Annotated in this window: 17 protein-coding genes and 7 tRNA genes; 12 read left to right on the forward strand and 12 right to left on the reverse strand. The window is 66.9% G+C overall.

Features of this window, described 5'->3' with window-relative positions:
- Positions 1-242: 242 nt before the first annotated feature.
- The 4 genes from LZ605_RS02540 to LZ605_RS02555 all read left to right on the forward strand — a co-directional run bounded on the left by LZ605_RS02540 (position 243) and on the right by LZ605_RS02555 (position 6,374).
- Complete coding sequence (locus LZ605_RS02540; protein WP_249843656.1) at positions 243-3,461, forward strand: efflux RND transporter permease subunit; 3,219 nt, start codon at positions 243-245, stop codon at positions 3,459-3,461.
- On the forward strand, positions 3,454-4,617 hold the full coding sequence (locus tag LZ605_RS02545; RefSeq protein WP_249843657.1) for an efflux RND transporter periplasmic adaptor subunit: 1,164 nt from the start codon (positions 3,454-3,456) through the stop codon (positions 4,615-4,617). The genes LZ605_RS02540 and LZ605_RS02545 overlap by 8 nt, the downstream gene beginning before the upstream one ends.
- A complete protein-coding gene (locus LZ605_RS02550; RefSeq protein ID WP_249843658.1) occupies positions 4,604-5,995 on the forward strand; it encodes an efflux transporter outer membrane subunit in 1,392 nt (463 codons plus the stop codon). The genes LZ605_RS02545 and LZ605_RS02550 overlap by 14 nt, the downstream gene beginning before the upstream one ends.
- A gap of 76 nt (positions 5,996-6,071) precedes the next feature.
- Positions 6,072-6,374 (forward strand): hypothetical protein, encoded by a 303-nt coding sequence (locus tag LZ605_RS02555; protein WP_249843659.1) that lies wholly within the window; start codon positions 6,072-6,074, stop codon positions 6,372-6,374.
- On the opposite strand, the gene LZ605_RS02560 is transcribed toward LZ605_RS02555, so the two are convergent.
- Positions 6,316-6,606: a putative quinol monooxygenase gene (locus LZ605_RS02560; protein ID WP_249843660.1), complete on the reverse strand. Its 291-nt coding sequence runs from the start codon at positions 6,604-6,606 to the stop codon at positions 6,316-6,318. The genes LZ605_RS02555 and LZ605_RS02560 overlap by 59 nt on opposite strands.
- Before the next feature lie 62 nt (positions 6,607-6,668).
- Positions 6,669-7,769 carry a DUF5694 domain-containing protein gene (locus tag LZ605_RS02565; protein WP_249843661.1) on the reverse strand — a complete coding sequence of 367 codons (1,101 nt, stop codon included), beginning with the start codon at positions 7,767-7,769 and terminating at the stop codon, positions 6,669-6,671.
- A 154-nt stretch (positions 7,770-7,923) separates the two neighbouring features.
- Here LZ605_RS02565 and LZ605_RS02570 point away from each other — a divergent pair, with 154 nt between their 5' ends.
- A complete protein-coding gene (locus tag LZ605_RS02570; protein ID WP_249843662.1) occupies positions 7,924-8,460 on the forward strand; it encodes a GNAT family N-acetyltransferase in 537 nt (178 codons plus the stop codon).
- A gap of 264 nt (positions 8,461-8,724) precedes the next feature.
- Positions 8,725-10,551 carry a methyl-accepting chemotaxis protein gene (locus LZ605_RS02575; protein WP_249843663.1) on the forward strand — a complete coding sequence of 609 codons (1,827 nt, stop codon included), beginning with the start codon at positions 8,725-8,727 and terminating at the stop codon, positions 10,549-10,551.
- Here LZ605_RS02575 and LZ605_RS02580 read toward each other — a convergent pair.
- Together LZ605_RS02580 and LZ605_RS02585 are read right to left on the reverse strand one after the other, a co-directional pair.
- Complete coding sequence (locus tag LZ605_RS02580) at positions 10,548-11,981, reverse strand: GGDEF domain-containing protein (RefSeq protein WP_249843664.1); 1,434 nt, start codon at positions 11,979-11,981, stop codon at positions 10,548-10,550. The genes LZ605_RS02575 and LZ605_RS02580 overlap by 4 nt on opposite strands.
- 215 nt (positions 11,982-12,196) lie before the next feature.
- Positions 12,197-12,282, reverse strand: a tRNA-Leu gene (locus LZ605_RS02585).
- Positions 12,283-12,414: 132 nt separating this feature from the next.
- Between LZ605_RS02585 and LZ605_RS02590 the strand changes: the two genes are divergently transcribed.
- A complete protein-coding gene (locus LZ605_RS02590; protein WP_249843665.1) occupies positions 12,415-12,795 on the forward strand; it encodes a response regulator in 381 nt (126 codons plus the stop codon).
- A gap of 71 nt (positions 12,796-12,866) precedes the next feature.
- Entirely contained in the window at positions 12,867-13,064 is a 198-nt protein-coding gene (locus LZ605_RS02595; RefSeq protein WP_010484956.1) for a hypothetical protein, read from the forward strand.
- A gap of 45 nt (positions 13,065-13,109) precedes the next feature.
- Here LZ605_RS02595 and LZ605_RS02600 read toward each other — a convergent pair whose 3' ends face one another.
- Positions 13,110-14,066, reverse strand: coding sequence for an SOS response-associated peptidase family protein (locus tag LZ605_RS02600; RefSeq protein ID WP_249843666.1), 957 nt, complete (start codon positions 14,064-14,066; stop codon positions 13,110-13,112).
- A 76-nt stretch (positions 14,067-14,142) separates the two neighbouring features.
- On the opposite strand from LZ605_RS02600, the gene LZ605_RS02605 reads away from it, so the two are divergent.
- The gene (locus LZ605_RS02605; protein ID WP_249843667.1) at positions 14,143-14,559 is read left to right on the forward strand and encodes a GNAT family N-acetyltransferase; all 417 of its coding nucleotides are present in this window, start codon (positions 14,143-14,145) and stop codon (positions 14,557-14,559) included.
- A 70-nt stretch (positions 14,560-14,629) separates the two neighbouring features.
- Here the strand turns inward: LZ605_RS02605 and LZ605_RS02610 are convergent.
- From LZ605_RS02610 to LZ605_RS02640, 7 genes are all read right to left on the reverse strand, one after another.
- Positions 14,630-14,705 (reverse strand) — tRNA-Glu (locus LZ605_RS02610).
- A 46-nt stretch (positions 14,706-14,751) separates the two neighbouring features.
- Positions 14,752-14,827: transfer RNA gene (locus LZ605_RS02615), tRNA-Ala, on the reverse strand.
- Between the two features lie 46 nt (positions 14,828-14,873).
- A tRNA-Glu gene (locus tag LZ605_RS02620) sits at positions 14,874-14,949 on the reverse strand.
- A 49-nt stretch (positions 14,950-14,998) separates the two neighbouring features.
- Positions 14,999-15,074, reverse strand: a tRNA-Ala gene (locus LZ605_RS02625).
- A 184-nt stretch (positions 15,075-15,258) separates the two neighbouring features.
- Positions 15,259-15,334 (reverse strand) — tRNA-Glu (locus LZ605_RS02630).
- 53 nt (positions 15,335-15,387) lie between these two features.
- A tRNA-Ala gene (locus tag LZ605_RS02635) sits at positions 15,388-15,463 on the reverse strand.
- Positions 15,464-15,566: 103 nt separating this feature from the next.
- Positions 15,567-15,965, reverse strand: coding sequence for a heavy metal-responsive transcriptional regulator (locus LZ605_RS02640; protein WP_249843668.1), 399 nt, complete (start codon positions 15,963-15,965; stop codon positions 15,567-15,569).
- A gap of 183 nt (positions 15,966-16,148) precedes the next feature.
- On the opposite strand from LZ605_RS02640, the gene LZ605_RS02645 reads away from it, so the two are divergent.
- From LZ605_RS02645 to dsbG, 3 genes are all read left to right on the forward strand, one after another.
- On the forward strand, positions 16,149-17,216 hold the full coding sequence (locus LZ605_RS02645) for a GlxA family transcriptional regulator (protein ID WP_249843669.1): 1,068 nt from the start codon (positions 16,149-16,151) through the stop codon (positions 17,214-17,216).
- Between the two features lie 87 nt (positions 17,217-17,303).
- Complete coding sequence (locus tag LZ605_RS02650; RefSeq protein ID WP_249843670.1) at positions 17,304-18,107, forward strand: TlpA disulfide reductase family protein; 804 nt, start codon at positions 17,304-17,306, stop codon at positions 18,105-18,107.
- Positions 18,108-18,137: 30 nt separating this feature from the next.
- Entirely contained in the window at positions 18,138-18,980 is an 843-nt protein-coding gene (gene dsbG / locus LZ605_RS02655) for a thiol:disulfide interchange protein DsbG (protein ID WP_249843671.1), read from the forward strand.
- The last annotated feature ends 311 nt before the right edge of the window (positions 18,981-19,291 follow it).

Consider the following 19,291-nt stretch of genomic DNA (forward strand, 5'->3'; position numbering starts at 1 on the left):
CCAAGCCCCCATGGACGGGTTTACGGCGTCCCCGCAAACCCATAGTGCCCCGCCAACCTCCAGCAAACCGCCCTGGCTTTTGATGTTGACGTTGATTCGGCGGGTGCAGGGCGCCACCCTGCCGAACCCACCCCTTTCATGAAATATGTTTCATCCGTAGCACAGCATTGTTTTAGCTGCCAGCGCCGATACTTGCCGGCCTGCGCTGCCCGCGGTGGGCAGTGGCACCGCTGGAGAGCCGCATGCTCGGGTTGGTCAGGACCGCGCTCAACAAGCCTTACACCTTCGTGGTGATGGCCATTTTCATCTGCATCGTCGGTCCGCTCAGCGCACTGCGCACCCCCACCGATGTGTTTCCCGATATCGGCATCCCGGTCATCGCGGTGGTCTGGCAGTACACCGGCCTGTCGCCGGATGCGATGGCCGGTCGGGTGGTCTCCCCTTACGAGCGCGCGCTGAGCACCACCGTCAATGACATCGAGCACATCGAGTCGCAGTCACTGGCCGGCATGGGCGTGGTCAAGGTGTTCTTCCAGCCGGGTGTGGACATCCGCACCGCCAATGCGCAGATCACCGCCATCTCGCAGACCATCGTCAAGCAGATGCCGGCCGGCATGACGCCGCCGCTGATCCTCAACTACAGCGCCTCCACCGTGCCGGTGCTGCAGATGGCGTTCTCCAGCCCGACCCTGGGCGAATCGCAGATCCGTGACCTGGCGCAGAACACCGTGCGGCCGCCGCTCACCTCGATTCCCGGGCTGGCCATTCCCGCGCCGTACGGCGGCAAGCAGCGCCAGATTACCCTCGATCTGGACCCGCAGGCGATGGCGGCCAAGGGATTGTCGGCGCAGGACGTGGGCAATGCGCTGGCCGCGCAGAACCAGATCACCCCGGTCGGCACTGCCAAGCTGGGCAGCAGCGAGTTCACCGTGCTGCTCAACAACAGCCCCAGTGAGATCGAGGCGCTGAACGATCTGCCGATCCGCAGCGTCAACGGTGCGGTTGTCACCATTGGCCAGGTGGCCCACGTCCGTGATGGCGCGCCGCCGCAGACCAACATCGTGCGCGTCAACGGCGGGCACTCGGTGCTGATGGCCGCGCTGAAGAACGGCGATGCCTCCACGCTCACCCTGGTCAGCCGCATCCGCGGCATGCTGCCGCAGATCGGCGAAACGCTGCCGCCGTCGCTGAAGATCTCGCTGCTGGGGGATGCCTCCACCTTCGTGCGCGAATCGATCAGCAGCGTCGCCCGCGAAGGCATCATCGCCGCGCTGCTGACCAGCGTGATGATCCTGGTGTTCCTCGGCAGCTGGCGCTCGACAGTGATCATCGCCGCGTCGATTCCGCTGGCGGTGCTGTCGGCCATCGCGCTGCTGTCGGCCGCCGGGCAGACGCTCAACGTGATGACGCTGGGCGGCCTGGCACTGGCGGTGGGCATCCTGGTCGACGATGCCACGGTCACCATCGAGAACGTCAACTGGCACCTGGAGCAGGGCAAGGGCGTACGCGAGGCGATTCTGGACGGCGCCGCGCAGATCGTCGGCCCGGCATTCGTGTCGCTGCTGTGCATCTGCATCGTGTTCGTGCCGATGTTCCTGCTCGATGGTATTGCCGGCTACCTGTTCCGGCCGATGGCACTGGCGGTGATCTTCGCCATGGCCAGTTCGTTCGTGCTGTCGCGCACGCTGGTGCCGACCATGGCGCTGTATCTGTTGAAACCGCATCGGGTGGAGCGAGGCGCCGGTCATCATCCCGAAGATGCCTTCCTCAACCATCACGAAGGTGACCATCCGCAGCCCCGCCGCGCGCGCTTCACCGCCACCATGGTGCGCTGGCAGCAGCGCTTCGAAGCCGGTTTCTCCGCCACCCGTGACCTGTACCACGCGCTGCTGGGCCTGGCACTGGCCCATCGTGGGCGCTTCCTGGTCGGCTTCATGGCCTGCGTGCTGCTGTCCTTCGCGCTTCTGCCGACATTGGGCCAGGACTTCTTCCCGGCCACCGAAGCCAGCGCACTGTCGCTGCATGTGCGCCTGCCGCTGGGCACGCGCATCGAGGAAACCGCTGCGGCCTTCGATCGCATCGAGGCACGCATCCGCCAGGAGATCCCGCCGCACGAGATCGATGCCATCGTCGACAACCTTGGCCTGCCGATGACCGGCATCAACATGGCCTACAGCGCCAGTGGCACCATCGGTCCACAGGATGGTGACATCCAGGTCTCGCTGAAGCCGGGTCATGCTGATGCGGCAGCCTACGAGAAGCACCTTCGCGAAGTGCTGCCGGCCGCATTCCCGGGTGCCAGCTTCGCCTTCCTGCCGGCCGACACCAGCAGCCAGATCCTCAACTTCGGTTCACCGGCGCCGCTGGATATCCGTATTGCCGGGCCGGACGCAGCCGGCAACCGTGCCTATGCGCAGGAACTGCAGCGCCGCCTGCGCCACGTGCCGGGGCTGGTCGACCTGCGCCTGCAGCAGCCCGACGGCTATCCCACCTTGAAGGTGGACGTTGATCGCCTGCGCGCCAACGGCCTGGGCATCACCGAACGCGACGTCACCAACAGCATGGTGGCCTCGCTGGCCGGCAGTGGCCAGGTGGCCCCCACGTTCTGGCTGAGCCCGAAGAACGGCATCTCCTACGGCGTGGTCGCGGCGACGCCGCAGTACCGCATGGACAGCCTGGCCGCGCTGCAGGCGTTGCCGGTGACCGGCAGCGGTGGCGTGCCGCAGGTGCTGGGCGGACTGGCCGACATCCAGCGCGGTTCCAGCTCGGCGGTGGTGACCCACTACAACGTGCAGCCCACGCTGGATCTGTTTGCCAGCGTGCAGGGCCGCGACCTGGGCGCGGTGGCGGCCGATGTGCAGAAGGTCATCGACGGCATGGCCGGCCAGCGTCCGCGCGGCACCGAGGTTGGCCTGCACGGGCAGATCGACGCGCTGCATGTGGCCTTCACCGGCCTCGGCTACGGCCTGCTGGCCGCGATCGTGCTGATCTACCTGCTGATCGTCATCAACTTCCAGTCCTGGACCGACCCGTTCGTGATCATCACCGCGCTGCCGGCCGGGCTGGCCGGGGTGGTCTGGATGCTGTTCCTGACCCACACCACGCTGTCGGTGCCGGCGCTGACCGGCGCCATCCTCTGCATGGGCGTGGCCACGGCCAATTCGATCCTGGTGGTCAGCTTCTGCCGTGAGCGTCTGGCCGAACACGGTGATGCCGCCAAGGCCGCACTGGAGGCAGGTTTCACCCGCTTCCGCCCGGTCTGCATGACGGCGCTGGCGATGATCCTGGGCATGTTGCCGACCGCACTGTCCACCGAGCAGAACGCGCCGCTGGGTCGTGCGGTGATCGGTGGCCTGCTGCTGGCAACCTGCGCCACGCTGATCTTCGTGCCCGTGGTGTTCGCGCTGGCCCATTCCCGTAAAACCCGTACTGCTCCTGCCGGAGAACCCCTGCATGTCTGAGTCTTCGCTGCCGCAGCGTTCGCTGCGCCGTCCTTTGCTCCTGGCCGCCGCCGTGGCGCTGGTGCTGGTGGCCGCCGGTCTGGCCCTGCGTGCACAGCAGGCACACGCGGTGGTCGAGTGGACCGAGCGCCAGGCGGTTCCTTCGGTGCAGGTGGTCACTGCGGGAGAGCAGGGCGCTGCCGGTACCTTGACCCTGCCGGCGCACCTGAGCGCCTGGACCGAAGCGCCGATCCATGCCCGGGTGGGCGGCTACCTGAAATCCTGGAGTGCCGACATCGGCCAGCCGGTGAAGGCTGGCCAGGTGCTGGCGGTGATCGATAATCCGGAGCTGGATCAGCAGATCGCCCAGGCCCACGCCCACCTGCTGCAGGTGCAGGCCGACGCGGCGCTGGCCAAGGTCAGTGCCGAGCGCTGGCAGGGCATGCTGGGCAGCCATTCGGTATCGCGCCAGGAGGCGGACGAGAAACAGGCCAATGCGGTGGCGGCGCAGGCCAGCGTGGAAGCCGCACAGGCCGACTATGCGCGGCTGCAGGAGCTGGGCCGTTACCGCACGTTGCGGGCGCCATTCGACGGCACGGTCACGTCGCGACAGACCGACGTCGGCCAGTTGATCCGCGCCGATGACAGTGGCCGCGAGCTGTTCACCATCGCCGATACCCGCCGCCTGCGCCTGATGGTGCCGGTGCCGCAGAACAGCGCGGCCAGCATCCGGCCCGGACTGCAGGCCACGCTGCAGGTGCCGGGCCAGGACGGGGGGCATTTCACAGCTACCCTGCAGGGTGATTCCAGCGCGATCGACCGCAGCTCGGGCACGCTGCTGGCGCAGTTCGTGGTCGACAACACCGATGGCGCACTGCTGCCCGGCAGCTACGCGGAAGTATCGTTGCCGCTGCAGGGCGGCGGTGCCGGCGTGAGCGTGCCGGCCGAGGTGCTGATCTTCCGGGCCAAGGGCACCCAGGTGGCGGTGGTTGATGGCAAGGACATCGTGCACCTGCGCGATATCCACATCGCCAGTGACCTGGGCAGCACGCTGCGCGTGGACCGTGGCCTGAAGGCGGGGGACCGGGTGATTCCCAACCCGCCGGATGCATTGCGCGAGGGCGATCATGTGCGCGTGGTCGCCGGTAACGCGGAGCCTGCGCATGCCCGCGGTTGAGCGCGCAGCGGCGCTGATGGCGGCAGCCGCGCTTGCAGGTTGTTCGCTGGCGCCGACCTATCAGCCGCCCTCGGTGGCGATGCCGGCGGCCTACGAGCAGGTGCAAGCCCCGGCGGCTGCCGCGCCGCTGCCACAGACATGGTGGCAAGCGTTCCAGGACCCGCTGCTGGACCGGTTGCAGCAGCAGTTGCTGCAGGCCAATCCGACGCTGGCGTTGGCCGTTGCGCACTACGACGCGGCGCGTGCCGCCGCCGGGGAAGTGGCGGCGGCGCGCCTGCCGCAGGTCGGCTTCAGCACCGGGCCGGTGCGTCAGCGCCAATCCGATGACAAGCCGCTGCGCAGTGCCACCCAGCCGGCCATCTATGACAGCAACACGGCCACATTCTCGTTGTCGTTCGATCTCGATCTGTGGGGACGCCTGCGCAACGCCGCCGCCGCGGGCAAGGCGCGCGCCGAGGCCAGTGGCGATGACCTGGCCGCCGCGCGCCTGAGCCTTTCGCAGCAGTTGACCGGGTTGTACCTGCAGCTGAGGGGTACCCAGGCGCAGCAGGGGATCCTGCATGGCAGCATCGAGGACTACCGGCAGGCGCTGGCACTGACCGAGGATCGCTTCCGCGGCGAGATCGCCTCGGAACTGGACGTGTCCCGGGCGCGTCATCAGCTGGCCAGCGCACAGGCTGACCTGGACGCGCTTGACGCACGCAACGAACTGGTGCGGCACGCCATCGCCGAGCTGGTCGGCGCACCTGCGAGCGGATTCGCGCTGGCCGATGCCGCGCTGCCGGCGTTGCCTGCGGTGCCGGCCGATCTGCCCAGCCACCTGCTGCAACGCCGGCCGGATATCGCCGCCGCCGAACGCCGGGTGTTTGCCGCCAACGCCGGCATCGGTGTGGCCCGTGCGGCGTGGTTCCCGCAGCTCAGCCTGAGCGGCCTGCTGGGGGGACAGACCTCCGGTGGCAGCGCGTTGCTCGAGGCAGGCAACCGCTACTGGGCATTGGGCCCACTGGCGACGCTGCCGGTGTTGGATGGCGGCCGGCGCAAGGCGGCCAAGGCAGAGGCCTATGCGGAGTTCGATGCGGCTTCGGCGCAGTATCGCGCGACCGTGCTGGCCGCGATCCGTCAGGTGGAAGACCAGTTGACCCTGTTGCGCCAGCTCGACGCCCAGCACGGCCACGAGCAGGAGGCAGTGAGTGCGGCGCGGCGTGCCGAGCAGATCGCGCGTGACCGCTACGCCGGTGGCGCGGTCAGCTACCTGGACGTGGTCAGTGCGCAGACCGATGCGCGCCAGGCCCAACTCGGACTGCAGGACATCCAGAGCCGGCAGCTGCAGGCCAGCGCCGCGCTGATGGCGGCGCTGGGCGGTGGCTGGTCGCGATAGCCGCCGGAGGCGGTCTCAACCTGTGAGAGGGAGGGGCGGAACAATCGCCGCATCCTCCCGGACAAGAGAGCACAGGATGATCAGCTGGAATCGGAATGCCGTCGCCGCCTACGCACCGGCCATGGTCGGCTGGTGCCTGGCGCTGGCCAGTGGCCTGCGCCTGGAACAGCTGCGCGACGATCGCCTCGCCCAGGCGATGCTGCCGCTGCTGCACAAGGGCGTGGTGGCCTCGCTGGTCCTCACCCTGGCGTGCACGGTGGTGGCCAGCGTGCTGCTGTGGCGAGGTGGCCACCGTGATCGCAACGGCATCGATGCGGGCACTACAGCGGCGCGGCATCCATCAGCACGAACCGGCACGGCGCACGCTGGAAGGCGTTGATCCGGGGCACCAGGCGCAGGAAGTGTTCGCTGGCGCAGTGGAGGTCGAGCGCGGCGCGGTCCGGCCATTGTTCGATGAAGACGAAGTGCCCCGGATCCTTCTGGTCGACGAACAGTTCATAGCCGAGGCAGAGCGGCTCGCGCTGCGTGCACGCAACCAGCTCGCGGTACAGGGGAAGCACGGTGTCCACGGCATCGGGATGGATGAAATCCTCGGCGATCACTTTCAGCATGTCGGCACCTGCAGCTCGGGCCCTGCAGGATAGTGCCGGCGCGCGGCCGGCACCTATCCCACTCACTGCAATACTGCGTCCGCACTGACCAGCTGCACATCGTGCATCTGGTTGAGGTAGGCCTCGTAGTAGCCCTTGTGCGAGGCGCCGACGATGGTCAGCATGCGGCTGCCGGGGTGCTGGCCGAGCACGTCGCGCATGTTGGCCACCATGCGCAGGTTGCGGGTTTCCCAGTAGCCGACATAGCTGCGGCCGAACCCTTCGGTGGACGGCTCGACCAGGGCAGCGCCGAAGTCGCTGCGGTAGACGGTCATGGCCGTTCCCGGGGCGTTGTAGTCGCGATAGAGCGCGAGCATTCCCCCGGGCTTGGCCAGGTTGGCGTACAGCACCTCATCGGCGGCGAAGCGTGCCGTGGTTGCCGGATTGTCCCAGGCCGCCTGCAGGGCCGCACCATAGGCCTTCTCCTTGTCCTTGGCCGTGGGCGTATCGGCGGTGTGGTCATCCACCTGCCACAGCCGCTCCAGGCCCAGGCGCGCGGCCAGTACAGCAGCGATCATGCCGGCCTCGTCGCGGCGGGTCATGCGCTTGTCGAGGAACTGCACCAGTTCCGGGGTCAGGCTGTCGGCGGCGCGGCGCTCCTGCGGGGGCAGGCGCAGCCATTGCACCAACGCCGACCCGTGCTCGCCTGCGGCCAGGCACACGGCGGCCAGCCGGCGGCGCTGCGCCGGCGTCGGCGTATCCGGCCATTGCGCGAGCAGGCGCTCCATTTCAGCATTGGCTGTGGGCACATCCAGCCCGGTGGCGGCCCGCGCCGGCGCCGGGTCGATGCAGTAGGTCTCGACGCTTTCGGCGTAACGGGTCGGGTTGCGCCGCATGAAATCGCACTGCAGGCCGGACAGGTTCTCCACGGCGATGGCATTGGGCTGCCAGGCCTGCAGGCGCTGGAGCAGAGGCTCCAGCAGCGGCTGCAGGATGTCCGGTGTGAAGGTTTTCGGCAGGCCGGACAGATGCGGGCTGCCCAGCACCAGCACCTGGTTGGGACGGCCTGCGGGCGGCCCCTTCAGCTGGTCGGGGTGGAAGTCTGGCCGATAGGTGGCATCGGCAGCGAACGTGCCGGTGCTGCACAAGCCCAGGATCAGGAAGCTGGCCAGGCGTGGGAACATGCGATCTCCGTGTCAATGGACGTCCTGCAGTCCGCTGCATGCTGGCCACTTTCGTGTGCCGGGGAATCTCCCGTTGGTCATGCAAACCTTTTGTGCTTGAACTGCATCGGCGTTGCAGGCGAGGCTGTGGGTATTGACCGTGACGAAGCTGGACATGCCCACTGACGACTGGATCATCAACAGCCGGCGGCTGCGCCTTCGGCCGTTCACCCCGGCCGATGCCGACCAGGCGTTTGCCGCGATCACGCCGGGGCTGACCCGCTACATGGCGTTCGAACCGCCGGTATCGGAGCAGGCCTTTGCTGCCGTCTGGCAGGCGTGGTTGCCCACCATCGCCGACGCGAGCGACATCACGTTCGTGATCCGCCGGCACGAGGATGAGGCGTTTCTCGGCCTGGCGGGTCTGCATCGTACCGGTGATGCGGAACCGGAGCTGGGCATCTGGATCGCCGAAGCGATGCATGGGCAGGGCTACGGCCGTGAAGCCGTGGCGGCGGTGTGGGCGCACGCGTCCCGGCGGCTGCACTGTGCTGCGTTCCGCTACCCGGTGGCCGAGCAGAACACGCGCAGCCGGCGCCTGGCCGAATCCCTCGGCGGCGCCCCGGTCGCACGTGAGCAAGCTGTGAAGTACGTCGCGGTTGTCTACCGCATTCCCGCAGCAGCACCGGAAGATGCGACCGGCGTCGCCTAATTCGGCTAAAGCCACCCGCAACAACGCCGATATCCCCTCTGGATCCCGCTCCAGTCGCCCGCTGCAGGACCCCAGGCTGCCCCCGATGGGCGGCCCGCGCTGTGTGTTCCGCCGCTCCCAGATGCCGATCGCACCCGCACCAAATGTTCTTGCCAGCCGCTCGAGGGGTGCCATCCGGCACCTGTAGTCCTTAGCAACTGAAGTTGCCGCCGGGCATCCCGCCCGTCGGGTCGCAACCCTTTGTCGGACACCGAGGATCAGACAATGCTCATTCCAGGCTTCACGGCGGGCGCTCAGGCGCCGGCCGAGCTGCATACCCGTTGGTCGCCGTGGCGCGCGCTGCTGGGCGCCTTGGCCCCGCCGCATCGCGCCAGCACCGAGTCGGCAACGAACGATCGCTCCGAACTGGAAGCCCAGGTGGCGGCCCTGCATCGGGTGCAGGCGGTCATCGAGTTCGCGCTCGACGGCACCATTCTGCAGGCCAATGACAATTTCCTGCAGGCGGTGGGCTATCGGCTGGAGGAGATCCAGGGCAAGCATCATTCCCTGTTTGTCGACCCGGAGCAGGCGCGCAGCGCCGAATACCGCGACTTCTGGACGCGGCTGGGGCGTGGCGAGTTCGATGCCGGGCAGTACCGCCGCTTCGGCAAGGGCCAACGCGAAATCTGGATCCAGGCCTCGTACAACCCGGTGCTGGATCGCCAGGGGCGCCCGTACAAGGTGGTCAAGTTCGCTACCGATATCACCGCGCAGAAGCTGCAGGCGGCCGATTCGGCAGGGCAGCTGGCCGCGATCGGCAAGTCGCAGGCGGTGATCGAGTTCAGCCTGGACGGGCGCATCCTGTCAGCCAACGACAACTTCCTGGCCACCACCGGTTACAGCCTGGACGAGGTGCGTGGCCAACATCATTCGCTGTTCGTTGAACCCGAATTTCGCAGCAGCGCCGAGTACCGCCAGTTCTGGGAAAAGCTCGGGCGCGGCGAATACGATGCCGGCCAGTACCGGCGGCTGGGCAAGGGCGGTCGCGAAGTCTGGATCCAGGCCTCGTACAACCCGATCCTCGACCTCAACGGCAAGCCGTTCAAGGTCGTCAAGTACGCCACCGACATCACCGCGCAGGTGCATGAAAACCAGGCCATGCAGCGTGCCGTGGCGCAGACCCGCGAAGTGGTGGCCGCGGCCAAGCAGGGCGACCTGACCCGGCGCGTGGCCACGGCCGGCACCCAGGGCCCGATCGGTGAACTGTGCGAGGGCGTGAATTCGCTGGTGGAGGCGATGGCCGCGATCATCAGCCAGATCAAGTTCGCCGCCGACACCATCGCGGTGGGCGCGACCGAAATTGCCCAGGGCAACAGCGACCTGTCGCAGCGCACCGAGCAGCAGGCGGCCTCGCTGGAGGAGACCGCCGTGTCGATGAAGGGCCTGGCCGACACCGTGCAGCGCACCGCCGCCAACGCACGCCAGGCCAGCCAGCTGGCCGGTGGCGCCGCCGAGGTCGCTGCGCGCGGTGGCAGCGTGGTGCACGAGGTGGTGGAGACGATGGCGGTGATCAATGCGTCCTCGCGGCGCATCGTCGACATCATCGGGGTGATCGACGGCATCGCCTTCCAGACCAACATCCTGGCGCTGAATGCCGCAGTGGAGGCGGCACGCGCGGGCGAGCACGGCCGTGGCTTTGCCGTGGTCGCCACCGAGATCCGCGAACTGTCGCAGCGTTCGGCCAGCGCGGCCAAGGAGATCAAGCAGCTGATCGATGCGTCGGTCGCCAATGTGGGGGCCGGCACCGCCCAGGTCGAAAGCGCTGGCCGCACCATGGACGAAATCGTGACCAACGTGCGCCGGGTCAGTGATCTGATGCGCGAGATCAGTACCGCCTCGCAGCAGCAGAGCGACGACATCCAGCAGATGAATCATGCGGTCGATCTGATCGACCAGGGTACCCAGCAGAATGCGGCGCTGGTGGAAGAGGCCTCGGCGGCGGCACGCAGCATGGAGGAGCAGTCGGCACAGCTGCTGCAGACCGTTGCCGGTTTCCGCGTGCAGGGCAGCAGCGCCCATCCGCAGGGCGGCGCCGTCCTGCGCGCGGTCTAGGCACGACGGTCGGAGCGTTCGCCAGCGGCCGCCGTGGCGGTACGCACGCAGTTGCGGCCAGCGTGCTTGGCGCGGTAAAGGGCCTGGTCGGCGCGGTCGACCAGATCACCCGGCGCGGTCTCCGCGCCAGGGGGCTGCCAGGCCACGCCGATGCTGATCGTCACGCTGTCCTCGGCGGCCGGCAGCGCGGCGGCTGCCACGGCGGCACGCAGCCGCTCACCTGTCTGCTCTGCGTGGGCAGTGTCGGGCGAGGGCAGGGCAGCGACGAATTCCTCGCCGCCGTAGCGGGCCAGCAGATCGTCGCCACGCTGCAGGCAGCCCTCGAGGATCGCCGCAACGGCCCGCAGCCGCCGGTCGCCTTCCGGATGTCCGTAGGTGTCGTTGAGCCGTTTGAAGTGATCGATGTCGATCATCAGCACCGCCAGTCCCAGGCCCTGACGGCGCGCACGGCGATGAGCGCCGGCCAGTGACTCATCGAAGCTGCGGCGGTTGCCCAGCCCGGTCAGGGGATCGCGCCGGGCCAGCAGTTCCAGCTCATCGCGCTGGCGCTGGATCTCGACCTGGGTCAGCACGCTGCGCAGGGCGTAACCGAGCATGGCACCGATGAAGCCCACCGTCGCCAGGAACGGCTGCAGGCGGGCGACCAGCAGGGCCACCATCATCAGCAGCAGCGGCAGCATCAGCGGGACCCCGGCATCGACGACGCGGCGCAGATCGCGCGGCACAGCCACCGCCGGCCAGCGCCGGGTGCTGCCGGCCATCACCGCCAGCAGCACGAACAGGCCGCTGATCAGCAGGTCGGTCCACCCTCCGTCGGGTGCCCGGGGCTGCACCGTGTTGATGTACAGCGCCAGCAGAAAGTAGCCCAGCGCGTAGATCGAAAGTGTCCGGAAGAAGTCGCGGCGGTCGGGATTGTCCTCAGCCAGGAAGCGGATGAGCGCGAAGCAGAACACCAGGCTGTTCTGCACCATGCTCAGGGTGCTCAGGCTCTGCATCCACAGCGCGGTGTTCAGGTGCGCCAGCGCCCGCGTATGCATGAAGTACAGCAGCCAAAGCAGAGCAATGATCGCAAGGTCCACCGCGCGGATGCAGCGGTTGCCGCCACCCGGGCTGGCCGCCACATAGGTCAGCGGGACCCGGTAGAACACGTACAGAACCAGCGTTGACAGCATCATCTGTGCAGGCCCCAGACCGGCCATCCTGCGGTACAGCAGGGCCAGCAGGGCCAATGAGAACAGACTGACGGCAACGCCGAGCAGGCGCCACTTGAAGGCGGCCTGGCTGCGTCGCGCGCGCCGGGCGCAGGCCAGCGCCGCCAGCAGCGGAGCGGCCATCAGCATCAGGTAGGAGCCGACCGGGTCTTCAGGGCCGATCAGGCCGATGACAAGTGCGTGCGTAACCAGGAACAACAATGCGGCACGCAACGTCATGCATTCCCCCGCCCCCAGCTCCGGCTGCGGTCACGATAGGCAGATGCGGGTGAGGCTGGCAAGAAAAGTGTGAACTTCGTTCACTGGCAACGTTGTCAGCAGAAGGCGGGTATTTCAGCGGGATGACGCGTTCGGTTCATCCGCATCGCGCCCGGGGGCGGCGTCGGGCCCTGCATATGCAAAAGGCCAGGTCGGGGACCTGGCCTTTGATGCAGTGGTGCCGGTGAAAGGACTCGAACCTTCATGGGGTTACCCCCGGCTGATTTTGAGTCAGCTGCGTATACCATTCCGCCACACCGGCAGGCAGCGTGCGAGTGTAACCGAGGTCGGCAGGGCTTTCATAGAGGGAAGGCCGATCAGGGCGCTTTCTGTCGGTATAGGCTCTATGGTGGCTATACTGCGGCGGCTTGAATACCTCCAGGAGCGGTAGCCGATGACAGCGTTGCAGGACCTGAGGGTGCTGGTGGTCGAGAATGACGAGATGAGTGCGGCCCTGCTGCAGATGCAGCTGGTGCATGCTGGTGCGACCGTGGTCGGGCTGGCGGCAAGCGTGTCCGAAGCCCTGCAGCTGTTGTCGGAATCGCGCCCGGACGTGGCCCTGCTCGATTATCGTCTGGCCCGCAACGAAACCAGCGAACCGGTGGCGGCTGCGTTGTTGGCATGCGGCGTTCCCTTCGTGCTGGCCACCGGCATGCTGGCCGAGCAGATTCCCGAATCGATGCGCAGCGGCGTGCTGCTGGTCAAGCCCTATCTGTCGGCCGACCTGTTCCAGGCACTGGTGCGCGCGGTCGGTCGTTCCAGCGTCAAGGCCTGAGCGGACACGTCCGTTTCGCCAGGCAGGTATGCTGGCGGGGCCTGAATGCTCAGGCCTACAAGGAGCGTGGCATGAAGAAGTGGATCAAGCGCATGGTTGCCGCCGGTGTCCTTTCGATGGCGGTCTTTGGTGGTACGGCGTCGGCCGCGTGGTGTGGCCAGCCCTGTTTCCAGCTCTACAAGAGCTGCATCGCACGGGGCGGTGAGGTCGAGCAGTGCCTGCAGGAACAGGCGTTCTGCGAAGAGGCGATGTGCGGCGGCAACCCGTGATCCAGGAACCCCGCCCAGGCGGGGTTTTTCATCTTTGCGCGGCGCTCAGCCCGCTTCCTCGTAGACGTAGTGGATCTCCTCGCGGTCGTCGAGGATGCGGTACTGGCGCGTAAGGTCATCCGGGTCGGGATTGAGCCAGGCATCCAGGTGTTCCCTGCGGATCGGCACGACGCCGCGATCATGGCCGGCAGCGGCGACATCGCTGGGCGGCGCATCGGTGATCGTGGCAAATGAGAGCAGGCGTCCCTCCGGGCCGTCCCATTCCGCCCACAGGCAGGCCAGCAGCAGGTCGCGCGGTGGATCGGGACGGAACTCCAGCACCACATCCTGCTCTTTCTCGTCCGTGCCCAGTGTGCGCCCGGCCATCGCGTGGCGGGGCACGTGCTCATAGAACGCGCTGACCACCACGACACCGTGGCGCAGGCCGAAGGCGCCGCGCCAGTAGCCTTCCAGGCTGTCGCGGCGGGCGTTGTAGGTGCCGGGATAGAGCACGTCGTTGCGCGCGGGCTTGTCCGGCAGCCGGCATTGATAGCGCATCGGCTTGATCACCCGCTGGCCGTGCTCGCAGACCATCACCGGCGCGTAGGTGCCGGGAAAGATGCGGTTGTCGCGCGGCAGCAGCTGCACCCGGTGCAGGTCTTCGAGCCTTGCCTGCGCGCGCTCGATGCGATTGCCGGCCACGCGCAGGTCGTTGCGCGCCTTCTGGGTGGGGCGCGTGGCAAGGGTGGCATGGGCGATGTCGCGGCGCTCGCGCTGGCGGGCCAGCTCGGTCTCCAGTTGCTGTCGCTCCTGCGCATGCCATTGCTGGATCTTGGCGAGGATGTCGCGGCCCTGCTCGGTGCGTGCGGCGGCAAAGCCATCGTCCATGGCTTTGGGGGTCTTCGGGCGCTTCTTGCCGGGATCGTGTGCGTACAGTTCGGCAAATTCCTCCAGCGAGAGGACGGCGCCGAATTCACGCACCAGCTTGGCGTAGTCGGCGCGGATCAGGGCGGAATAGCACATGGGGACTCTGCCGGCGTGGGTCGCAGCGGCTGCGACGCGGATGCGGCAGGATAGCCTGACCCTTTGGAGAGAGTGCATGAACGATTCTGTCGCCTGCCAGTTCCGCGAGGCCGTGCCCACGGTCGAAGACTACTGCCAGCTGCGTGTGCTTGCCGGCCTCAGTGCCAAGAGCCGGGAAGCGGCCGAGCGCGCGCTGCCCAATACCCTGTTCGGTGTGTGTGCCTATCAAGGGAGTGAACTGGTGGCGATGGGGCGCATCGTCGGCGATGGCGGCTGCCATCTGCAGGTCTGCGATATCGCGGTGCTGCCGCGGTTGCAGGGGCAGGGCCTGGGCAAGGACGTGATGCGACGGCTCGATGCATGGATGCAGGCGAACCTGCCGCCGTCGGCGTACGTCAGTCTGCTGGCCGACGGTGAGGCGCACCGGCTGTATGCGCAGTTTGGTTTCGCGCCGACCGCGCCGGCCTCGATCGGGATGTATCGCCGGTTCTGAGGCGTGATGGCGCCTTCCCATGAATCGCAGACAAAGAAAAACCCCGGTCGAAACCGGGGTTCTCAAGAATTGGCGTCCCCACGGGGATTCGAACCCCGGTCGCCACCGTGAAAGGGTGATGTCCTAGGCCTCTAGACGATGGGGACGCACGAAAACTTCAAGTTGTAGAACTTCGACGGCCTAATGTCGAAGTGGTGGAGCCAAGCGGGATCGAACCGCTGACCTCCTGCATGCCATGCAGGCGCTCTCCCAGCTGAGCTATGGCCCCGATGAAACTACGGATGATCTGCCGGGAGCAGAGTCCGTTTTGAAACTGGCGTCCCCACGGGGATTCGAACCCCGGTCGCCACCGTGAAAGGGTGATGTCCTAGGCCTCTAGACGATGGGGACGCACGAAAAACTTCAAGTTGTAGAACTTTCGACGGCCTAATGTCGAAAGTGGTGGAGCCAAGCGGGATCGAACCGCTGACCTCCTGCATGCCATGCAGGCGCTCTCCCAGCTGAGCTATGGCCCCGTGTTACCGAGCCGCCTATCATACCTGCGTGTTCACGTTTGTGGAAGCTTTTTTTGAACTTTTTTCGTTTCGGTTCAACCGCGGCCACGAGGGCAGGGGAACCGCAACGCCACAACCTGAATGCCGGTAGGCGGTGAACAAAAAAGACCCGGTTATCGGCCGGGTCCTCGTTGTTCGTGATGAGTGGCGTCCCCACGGGGATTCGAACCCCGGTCGCCACCGTGAAAGGGTGATGTCCTAGGCCTCTAGACGATGGGGACGCAGATCTCATCAATGTTCTTTGCGACCTTTCGACGGCCTAATGCCGAAAGTTTGGTGGAGCCAAGCGGGATCGAACCGCTGACCTCCTGCATGCCATGCAGGCGCTCTCCCAGCTGAGCTATGGCCCCACGTCGCTGAGGAGCGAAATAATAGCCTTGCCCCAGGGGGTTGGCAAGCATTTGTTGCACTTTTCTTCACGTCGATCGCGAAGGTGATGTCATGCCTCTGCGCTCATGCGTTGCCATCGGTCAGGGCAGCCAGGATCGGGCATTGATCCAGCGTGCCATGACCGGGGCAGGCCTCAACCAGCTGCGACAGGGCCGCATGCATGCGTTGCAGTTCCGCCATCCGTTGTGCGATGTCGCGCAGGCGTGCCTGCGCCGTGTCGCGCACGCTGCCCATGTCATGCCGGTGCTGGTCGCTGAGGGCCAGTAGTTCGCCGATCTCCTCCAGGCTGAAGCCCAGCGCCTTGGCGCGGCGGATGAAGCGCAGGCGACGCAGGTCAGGCTCGCCGAAGATGCGATAGCCCCCGGCTGAGCGTGCTGCCGGGGGCAGCAGCTGCTGGCGCTCGTAATAGCGCACCGTATCGATCGGTACGCCGGCCTGGCGTGCCAGTTGACCAATGTTCATGGCGGATTCCTGCGGATGCTGACGCCCATTGTGGAGCCTTGAGTCCGCTCCAGGGTCAAGGGACGTCCCTGCGCCGCATTCAGCCTACTTTGCAACTTTCTTCATAGCCCCGCTGCTGGAGCAGTTCCTACCCTGCGCCTGAACTGGCCGCGCGATGGCCTGCAACGAAGCGAGGAGGGGGCTGTGGAAGGATTCAGGAACGAAGGATTCGTCGAGGTGGGGGTGGTGGAGTATCCCGGAGGAGACCCCTCTGCGGCCTCGGTGCTGACTGAGATGGCCCATGTGGCCAACCGGCTTGCCCACCAGCAGCGGCGACCGTTCAAGCGCGTCGTGGTGACGCGCTGGATCGTGCCGGCCAGCCAGACCGGGGTGCATCGCATCGCCGGCGCGGAGATCCTCGATGCGGACATTCCTGGCGTGGTCGCTGTACCGGGCCAGATCAGCCAGGGGGTCTGCCTGCGCGCCGACGAGATCCTGCTGGACTGGCTGCGCGCGCATTACGACGGCGGCAGCCTGCTGGCCGCCGCAGGCGATGGCGTCAGCGTGCTGGCGCGCGCCGGGCTGCTGGCCGGCCGCACCATCTGTGCGCTGGATTGCGGCCGTCACGCCGGTCTGCAGGGGCAGGCGGCCAGCTGGGTGCCGAGCGAGCGTGCACTGGTCGACGATGGCGATCTGCTGACCGTCGCGGGCAGTCAGGCCTGGCGGTTCCTTGGCCTGCGCCTGCTCTATCGTCTGCACGGCCAGGGGGTGGCCAATGCCGTGGCCCAGCAGCTGGGGGTTACCGTTCCGGCGGGGATCCAGCAGGACCTGGAGCGCTTCAGTGCCAATTTCGCCCATGGCGATCGCGATGTGCTGAAGGCGCAGCGTTGGCTGCATACCACCGCCGCGCGCGGGGCCACGTTGAGTGCGATCTGCGAAGTGTCAGGGCTGGAGCCACGTACGTTGCAGCGGCGCTTCCTCAGGGCCACCGGTCTGCGCCCCATCGAGTACTGCCAACGCCTCCGCATCGCCAAGGCGCAGACGCTGCTGCAGCAGGGGGCGGGCATCGATGAAGTGGCGTGGGGTGTGGGCTATGCCGATCAGAGTGCATTCCGACGACTGTTCCTTCGCATCGTAGGCATGACACCGGCCAACTATCGCCGCCTGGTCAACCACAAGCGGCGCGAGCGTCCGCTGATGCCCTCGGTGGCCGGCAGCCTGCGCGGACTGCAACCTGCGGCCGGCGCGCAGATGCGACGCAGTGCGGCCTGATGCGGAAGGCGTGGAGCGGACGCTGCACTTGCAACCTGGGCACGGCGCTTCGACGATGCAGTCAGCACACGAGTGAACAGGTGGCAGATGTCGAGTATTGGACCGGTACCGATGCCGGTGGTGGTGATACTGCTGGGTGCATTGCTGGCCATGGTGGTGGCGCATCTATGGCCGCGCCGCAAGGGCGAAGCGACGCCGCCTTCGGCGGCAAGCATGGTGCTGGACATGCTGCTGATCGGCCTGCTGTGCGGGCGGATCAGTTTCGTCGTACTGAATTTCGGGCTCTATCGCCAGGCGCCGTGGAGCATCCTGCAGATCGCCGACGGTGGCTATCATCTTGTCGTGGTATTGGCCGCGGGCCTTCTGTGGGGCCTCTGGCGGCTGCGTCCATGGCGTGTTCTGCGTGTTCCGGTGCTGGCCGGTGCGTTGCTGGGGGTGGCGTTCTGGGCAGGTGGCAGCCATCTGTTGGCGGTCTGGCAGCAACAGCGGATGCCACTCCCTGCGGTGCAGGTGGTGGACCTGCAGGGGCGGTCGATCGATCTGCAGCAGTTCCGGGGCGCACCGGTGGTGCTCAATCTGTGGGCCAGCTGGTGCGGGCCCTGCAGGCGCGAGATGCCGGTGCTGGCCGCAGCGCAGCAGGCTCACACAGGCGTGCAGTTCGTGTTTCTCAACCAGGGTGAAACCGCGGACGAGGTCCGGGAATTCATCGCCGCAGAGCGGCTGGCGCTGGGCAACCTGCTGCTGGACGACTCCGCTTCGGCATCCACCGCGCTGGGGGTGCAGGCTTATCCTTCCACGCTGTTCTTCGACAAGGATGGGCGCCTGCGCGAGCTGCACCTGGGCGAACTGACCGCGGCCGGTCTTGAACACAAACTGCGCCGGCTGCGGTAGCCTGCGCGAGCATCTCACTACGGAGTTCCCATGTTGTCCACTTCCCTGCGTACCGCACCGGCGGTGCTGTTGCTGCCGGTTCTGCTGGCGTTGGCCGCCTGCAGCCAGGCCCAGACCCCGCCAGGCAAGACGGCGGCGGCACCGGCGGCGGGTGCGCCGGCCACCACCGCCAAGGGCGACCGCCCTGCGGTGCTGAAGGGCATCGAGAAACACGGTTTCGAAGTCGTTGCCGAGTTCGATGCACCGGGCGGGCTGCGCGGCTTCGCCGGCGTGGTGGGCGGGCAGCAGCCCGCTGCGGCCTATGTCACCGCCGACGGCAAGAATGTGCTGGTCGGCAGCCTGTTCGATGCCGAGGGCAATGACGTGGCGGCCGAGGCGGTGGAGAAACTGGTCGCTGCGCCGATGTCGGCCAAGATCTGGACCAAGCTGGAAGCCAGTGCCTGGGTGCGTGACGGCAAGGCCGACGCCCCGCGTGTGGTCTATACCTTCAGTGATGCCAACTGCCCGTACTGCCACAAGTTCTGGGAAGCAGCGCGACCGTGGGTCGATGCCGGCAAGGTGCAGTTGCGCCACATCATGGTGGGGGTGATCCGCGAAGACAGCCCTGCCAAGGCGGCTGCCATCCTCGCCGCACGCGACCCGAGCGCGGCGTTGCTGGAAAACGAACGCCAGTTCGACCGGGGTGGCATCAAGGCGCTGCCGAGCATCAGTCGTGAGATCGCCGGCAAGCTCGATGCCAACCAGGTGTTGATGATCGAGATGGGCTTCCAGGGAACGCCTGGCATCCTGTTCCAGGATGCCCAGGGTCAGGTGCAGCGTCGCTCCGGCCTGCCACAGGGGAGCGATCTGCAGACGGTGCTGGGACCGCGCTGAGCAGCGCCATCGCTTTCCTCTGAAGTGCGGGCCCGCATGGCGACATGCGGGCCCGTTGCGTTTGGTGCGGCTGACGGACGCAACCGCCTGCGCACAATCTGTTGCGGGTCACGTCTGAATCGTGACTGAGATCAAGCATTACGCCTTGATTCCAATCAAGGCCAAAAACGACAACTGCACTAGCCTTTGACGCATGGAATACAGCGTCAACGCGCCCTGCATGCCGCGCCGCGGCCGCCCTCATCCGGGCGCAACGGTACAGCCATTCACGACACTCTCACCCTCTGCTTGTTACCCAGACCGCTGCGGTC

The sequence above is a fragment of the Stenotrophomonas maltophilia genome, assembly GCF_023518235.1.
Lineage (GTDB): Bacteria > Pseudomonadota > Gammaproteobacteria > Xanthomonadales > Xanthomonadaceae > Stenotrophomonas.

Coding starts and splice junctions, on each gene's coding strand:
- LZ605_RS02650 (WP_249843670.1), top strand. CDS start 17,304: ATGTCGAGTATTGGACCGGTACCGATGCCGGTGGTGGTGATACTGCTG.
- LZ605_RS02550 (WP_249843658.1), top strand. CDS start 4,604: ATGCCCGCGGTTGAGCGCGCAGCGGCGCTGATGGCGGCAGCCGCGCTT.
- LZ605_RS02560 (WP_249843660.1), bottom strand. CDS start 6,606: ATGCTGAAAGTGATCGCCGAGGATTTCATCCATCCCGATGCCGTGGAC.
- LZ605_RS02540 (WP_249843656.1), top strand. CDS start 243: ATGCTCGGGTTGGTCAGGACCGCGCTCAACAAGCCTTACACCTTCGTG.
- LZ605_RS02640 (WP_249843668.1), bottom strand. CDS start 15,965: ATGAACATTGGTCAACTGGCACGCCAGGCCGGCGTACCGATCGATACG.
- LZ605_RS02600 (WP_249843666.1), bottom strand. CDS start 14,066: ATGTGCTATTCCGCCCTGATCCGCGCCGACTACGCCAAGCTGGTGCGT.
- LZ605_RS02565 (WP_249843661.1), bottom strand. CDS start 7,769: ATGTTCCCACGCCTGGCCAGCTTCCTGATCCTGGGCTTGTGCAGCACC.
- LZ605_RS02580 (WP_249843664.1), bottom strand. CDS start 11,981: ATGACGTTGCGTGCCGCATTGTTGTTCCTGGTTACGCACGCACTTGTC.
- LZ605_RS02590 (WP_249843665.1), top strand. CDS start 12,415: ATGACAGCGTTGCAGGACCTGAGGGTGCTGGTGGTCGAGAATGACGAG.
- dsbG (WP_249843671.1), top strand. CDS start 18,138: ATGTTGTCCACTTCCCTGCGTACCGCACCGGCGGTGCTGTTGCTGCCG.
- LZ605_RS02570 (WP_249843662.1), top strand. CDS start 7,924: ATGCCCACTGACGACTGGATCATCAACAGCCGGCGGCTGCGCCTTCGG.
- LZ605_RS02605 (WP_249843667.1), top strand. CDS start 14,143: ATGAACGATTCTGTCGCCTGCCAGTTCCGCGAGGCCGTGCCCACGGTC.
- LZ605_RS02595 (WP_010484956.1), top strand. CDS start 12,867: ATGAAGAAGTGGATCAAGCGCATGGTTGCCGCCGGTGTCCTTTCGATG.
- LZ605_RS02545 (WP_249843657.1), top strand. CDS start 3,454: ATGTCTGAGTCTTCGCTGCCGCAGCGTTCGCTGCGCCGTCCTTTGCTC.
- LZ605_RS02555 (WP_249843659.1), top strand. CDS start 6,072: ATGATCAGCTGGAATCGGAATGCCGTCGCCGCCTACGCACCGGCCATG.
- LZ605_RS02575 (WP_249843663.1), top strand. CDS start 8,725: ATGCTCATTCCAGGCTTCACGGCGGGCGCTCAGGCGCCGGCCGAGCTG.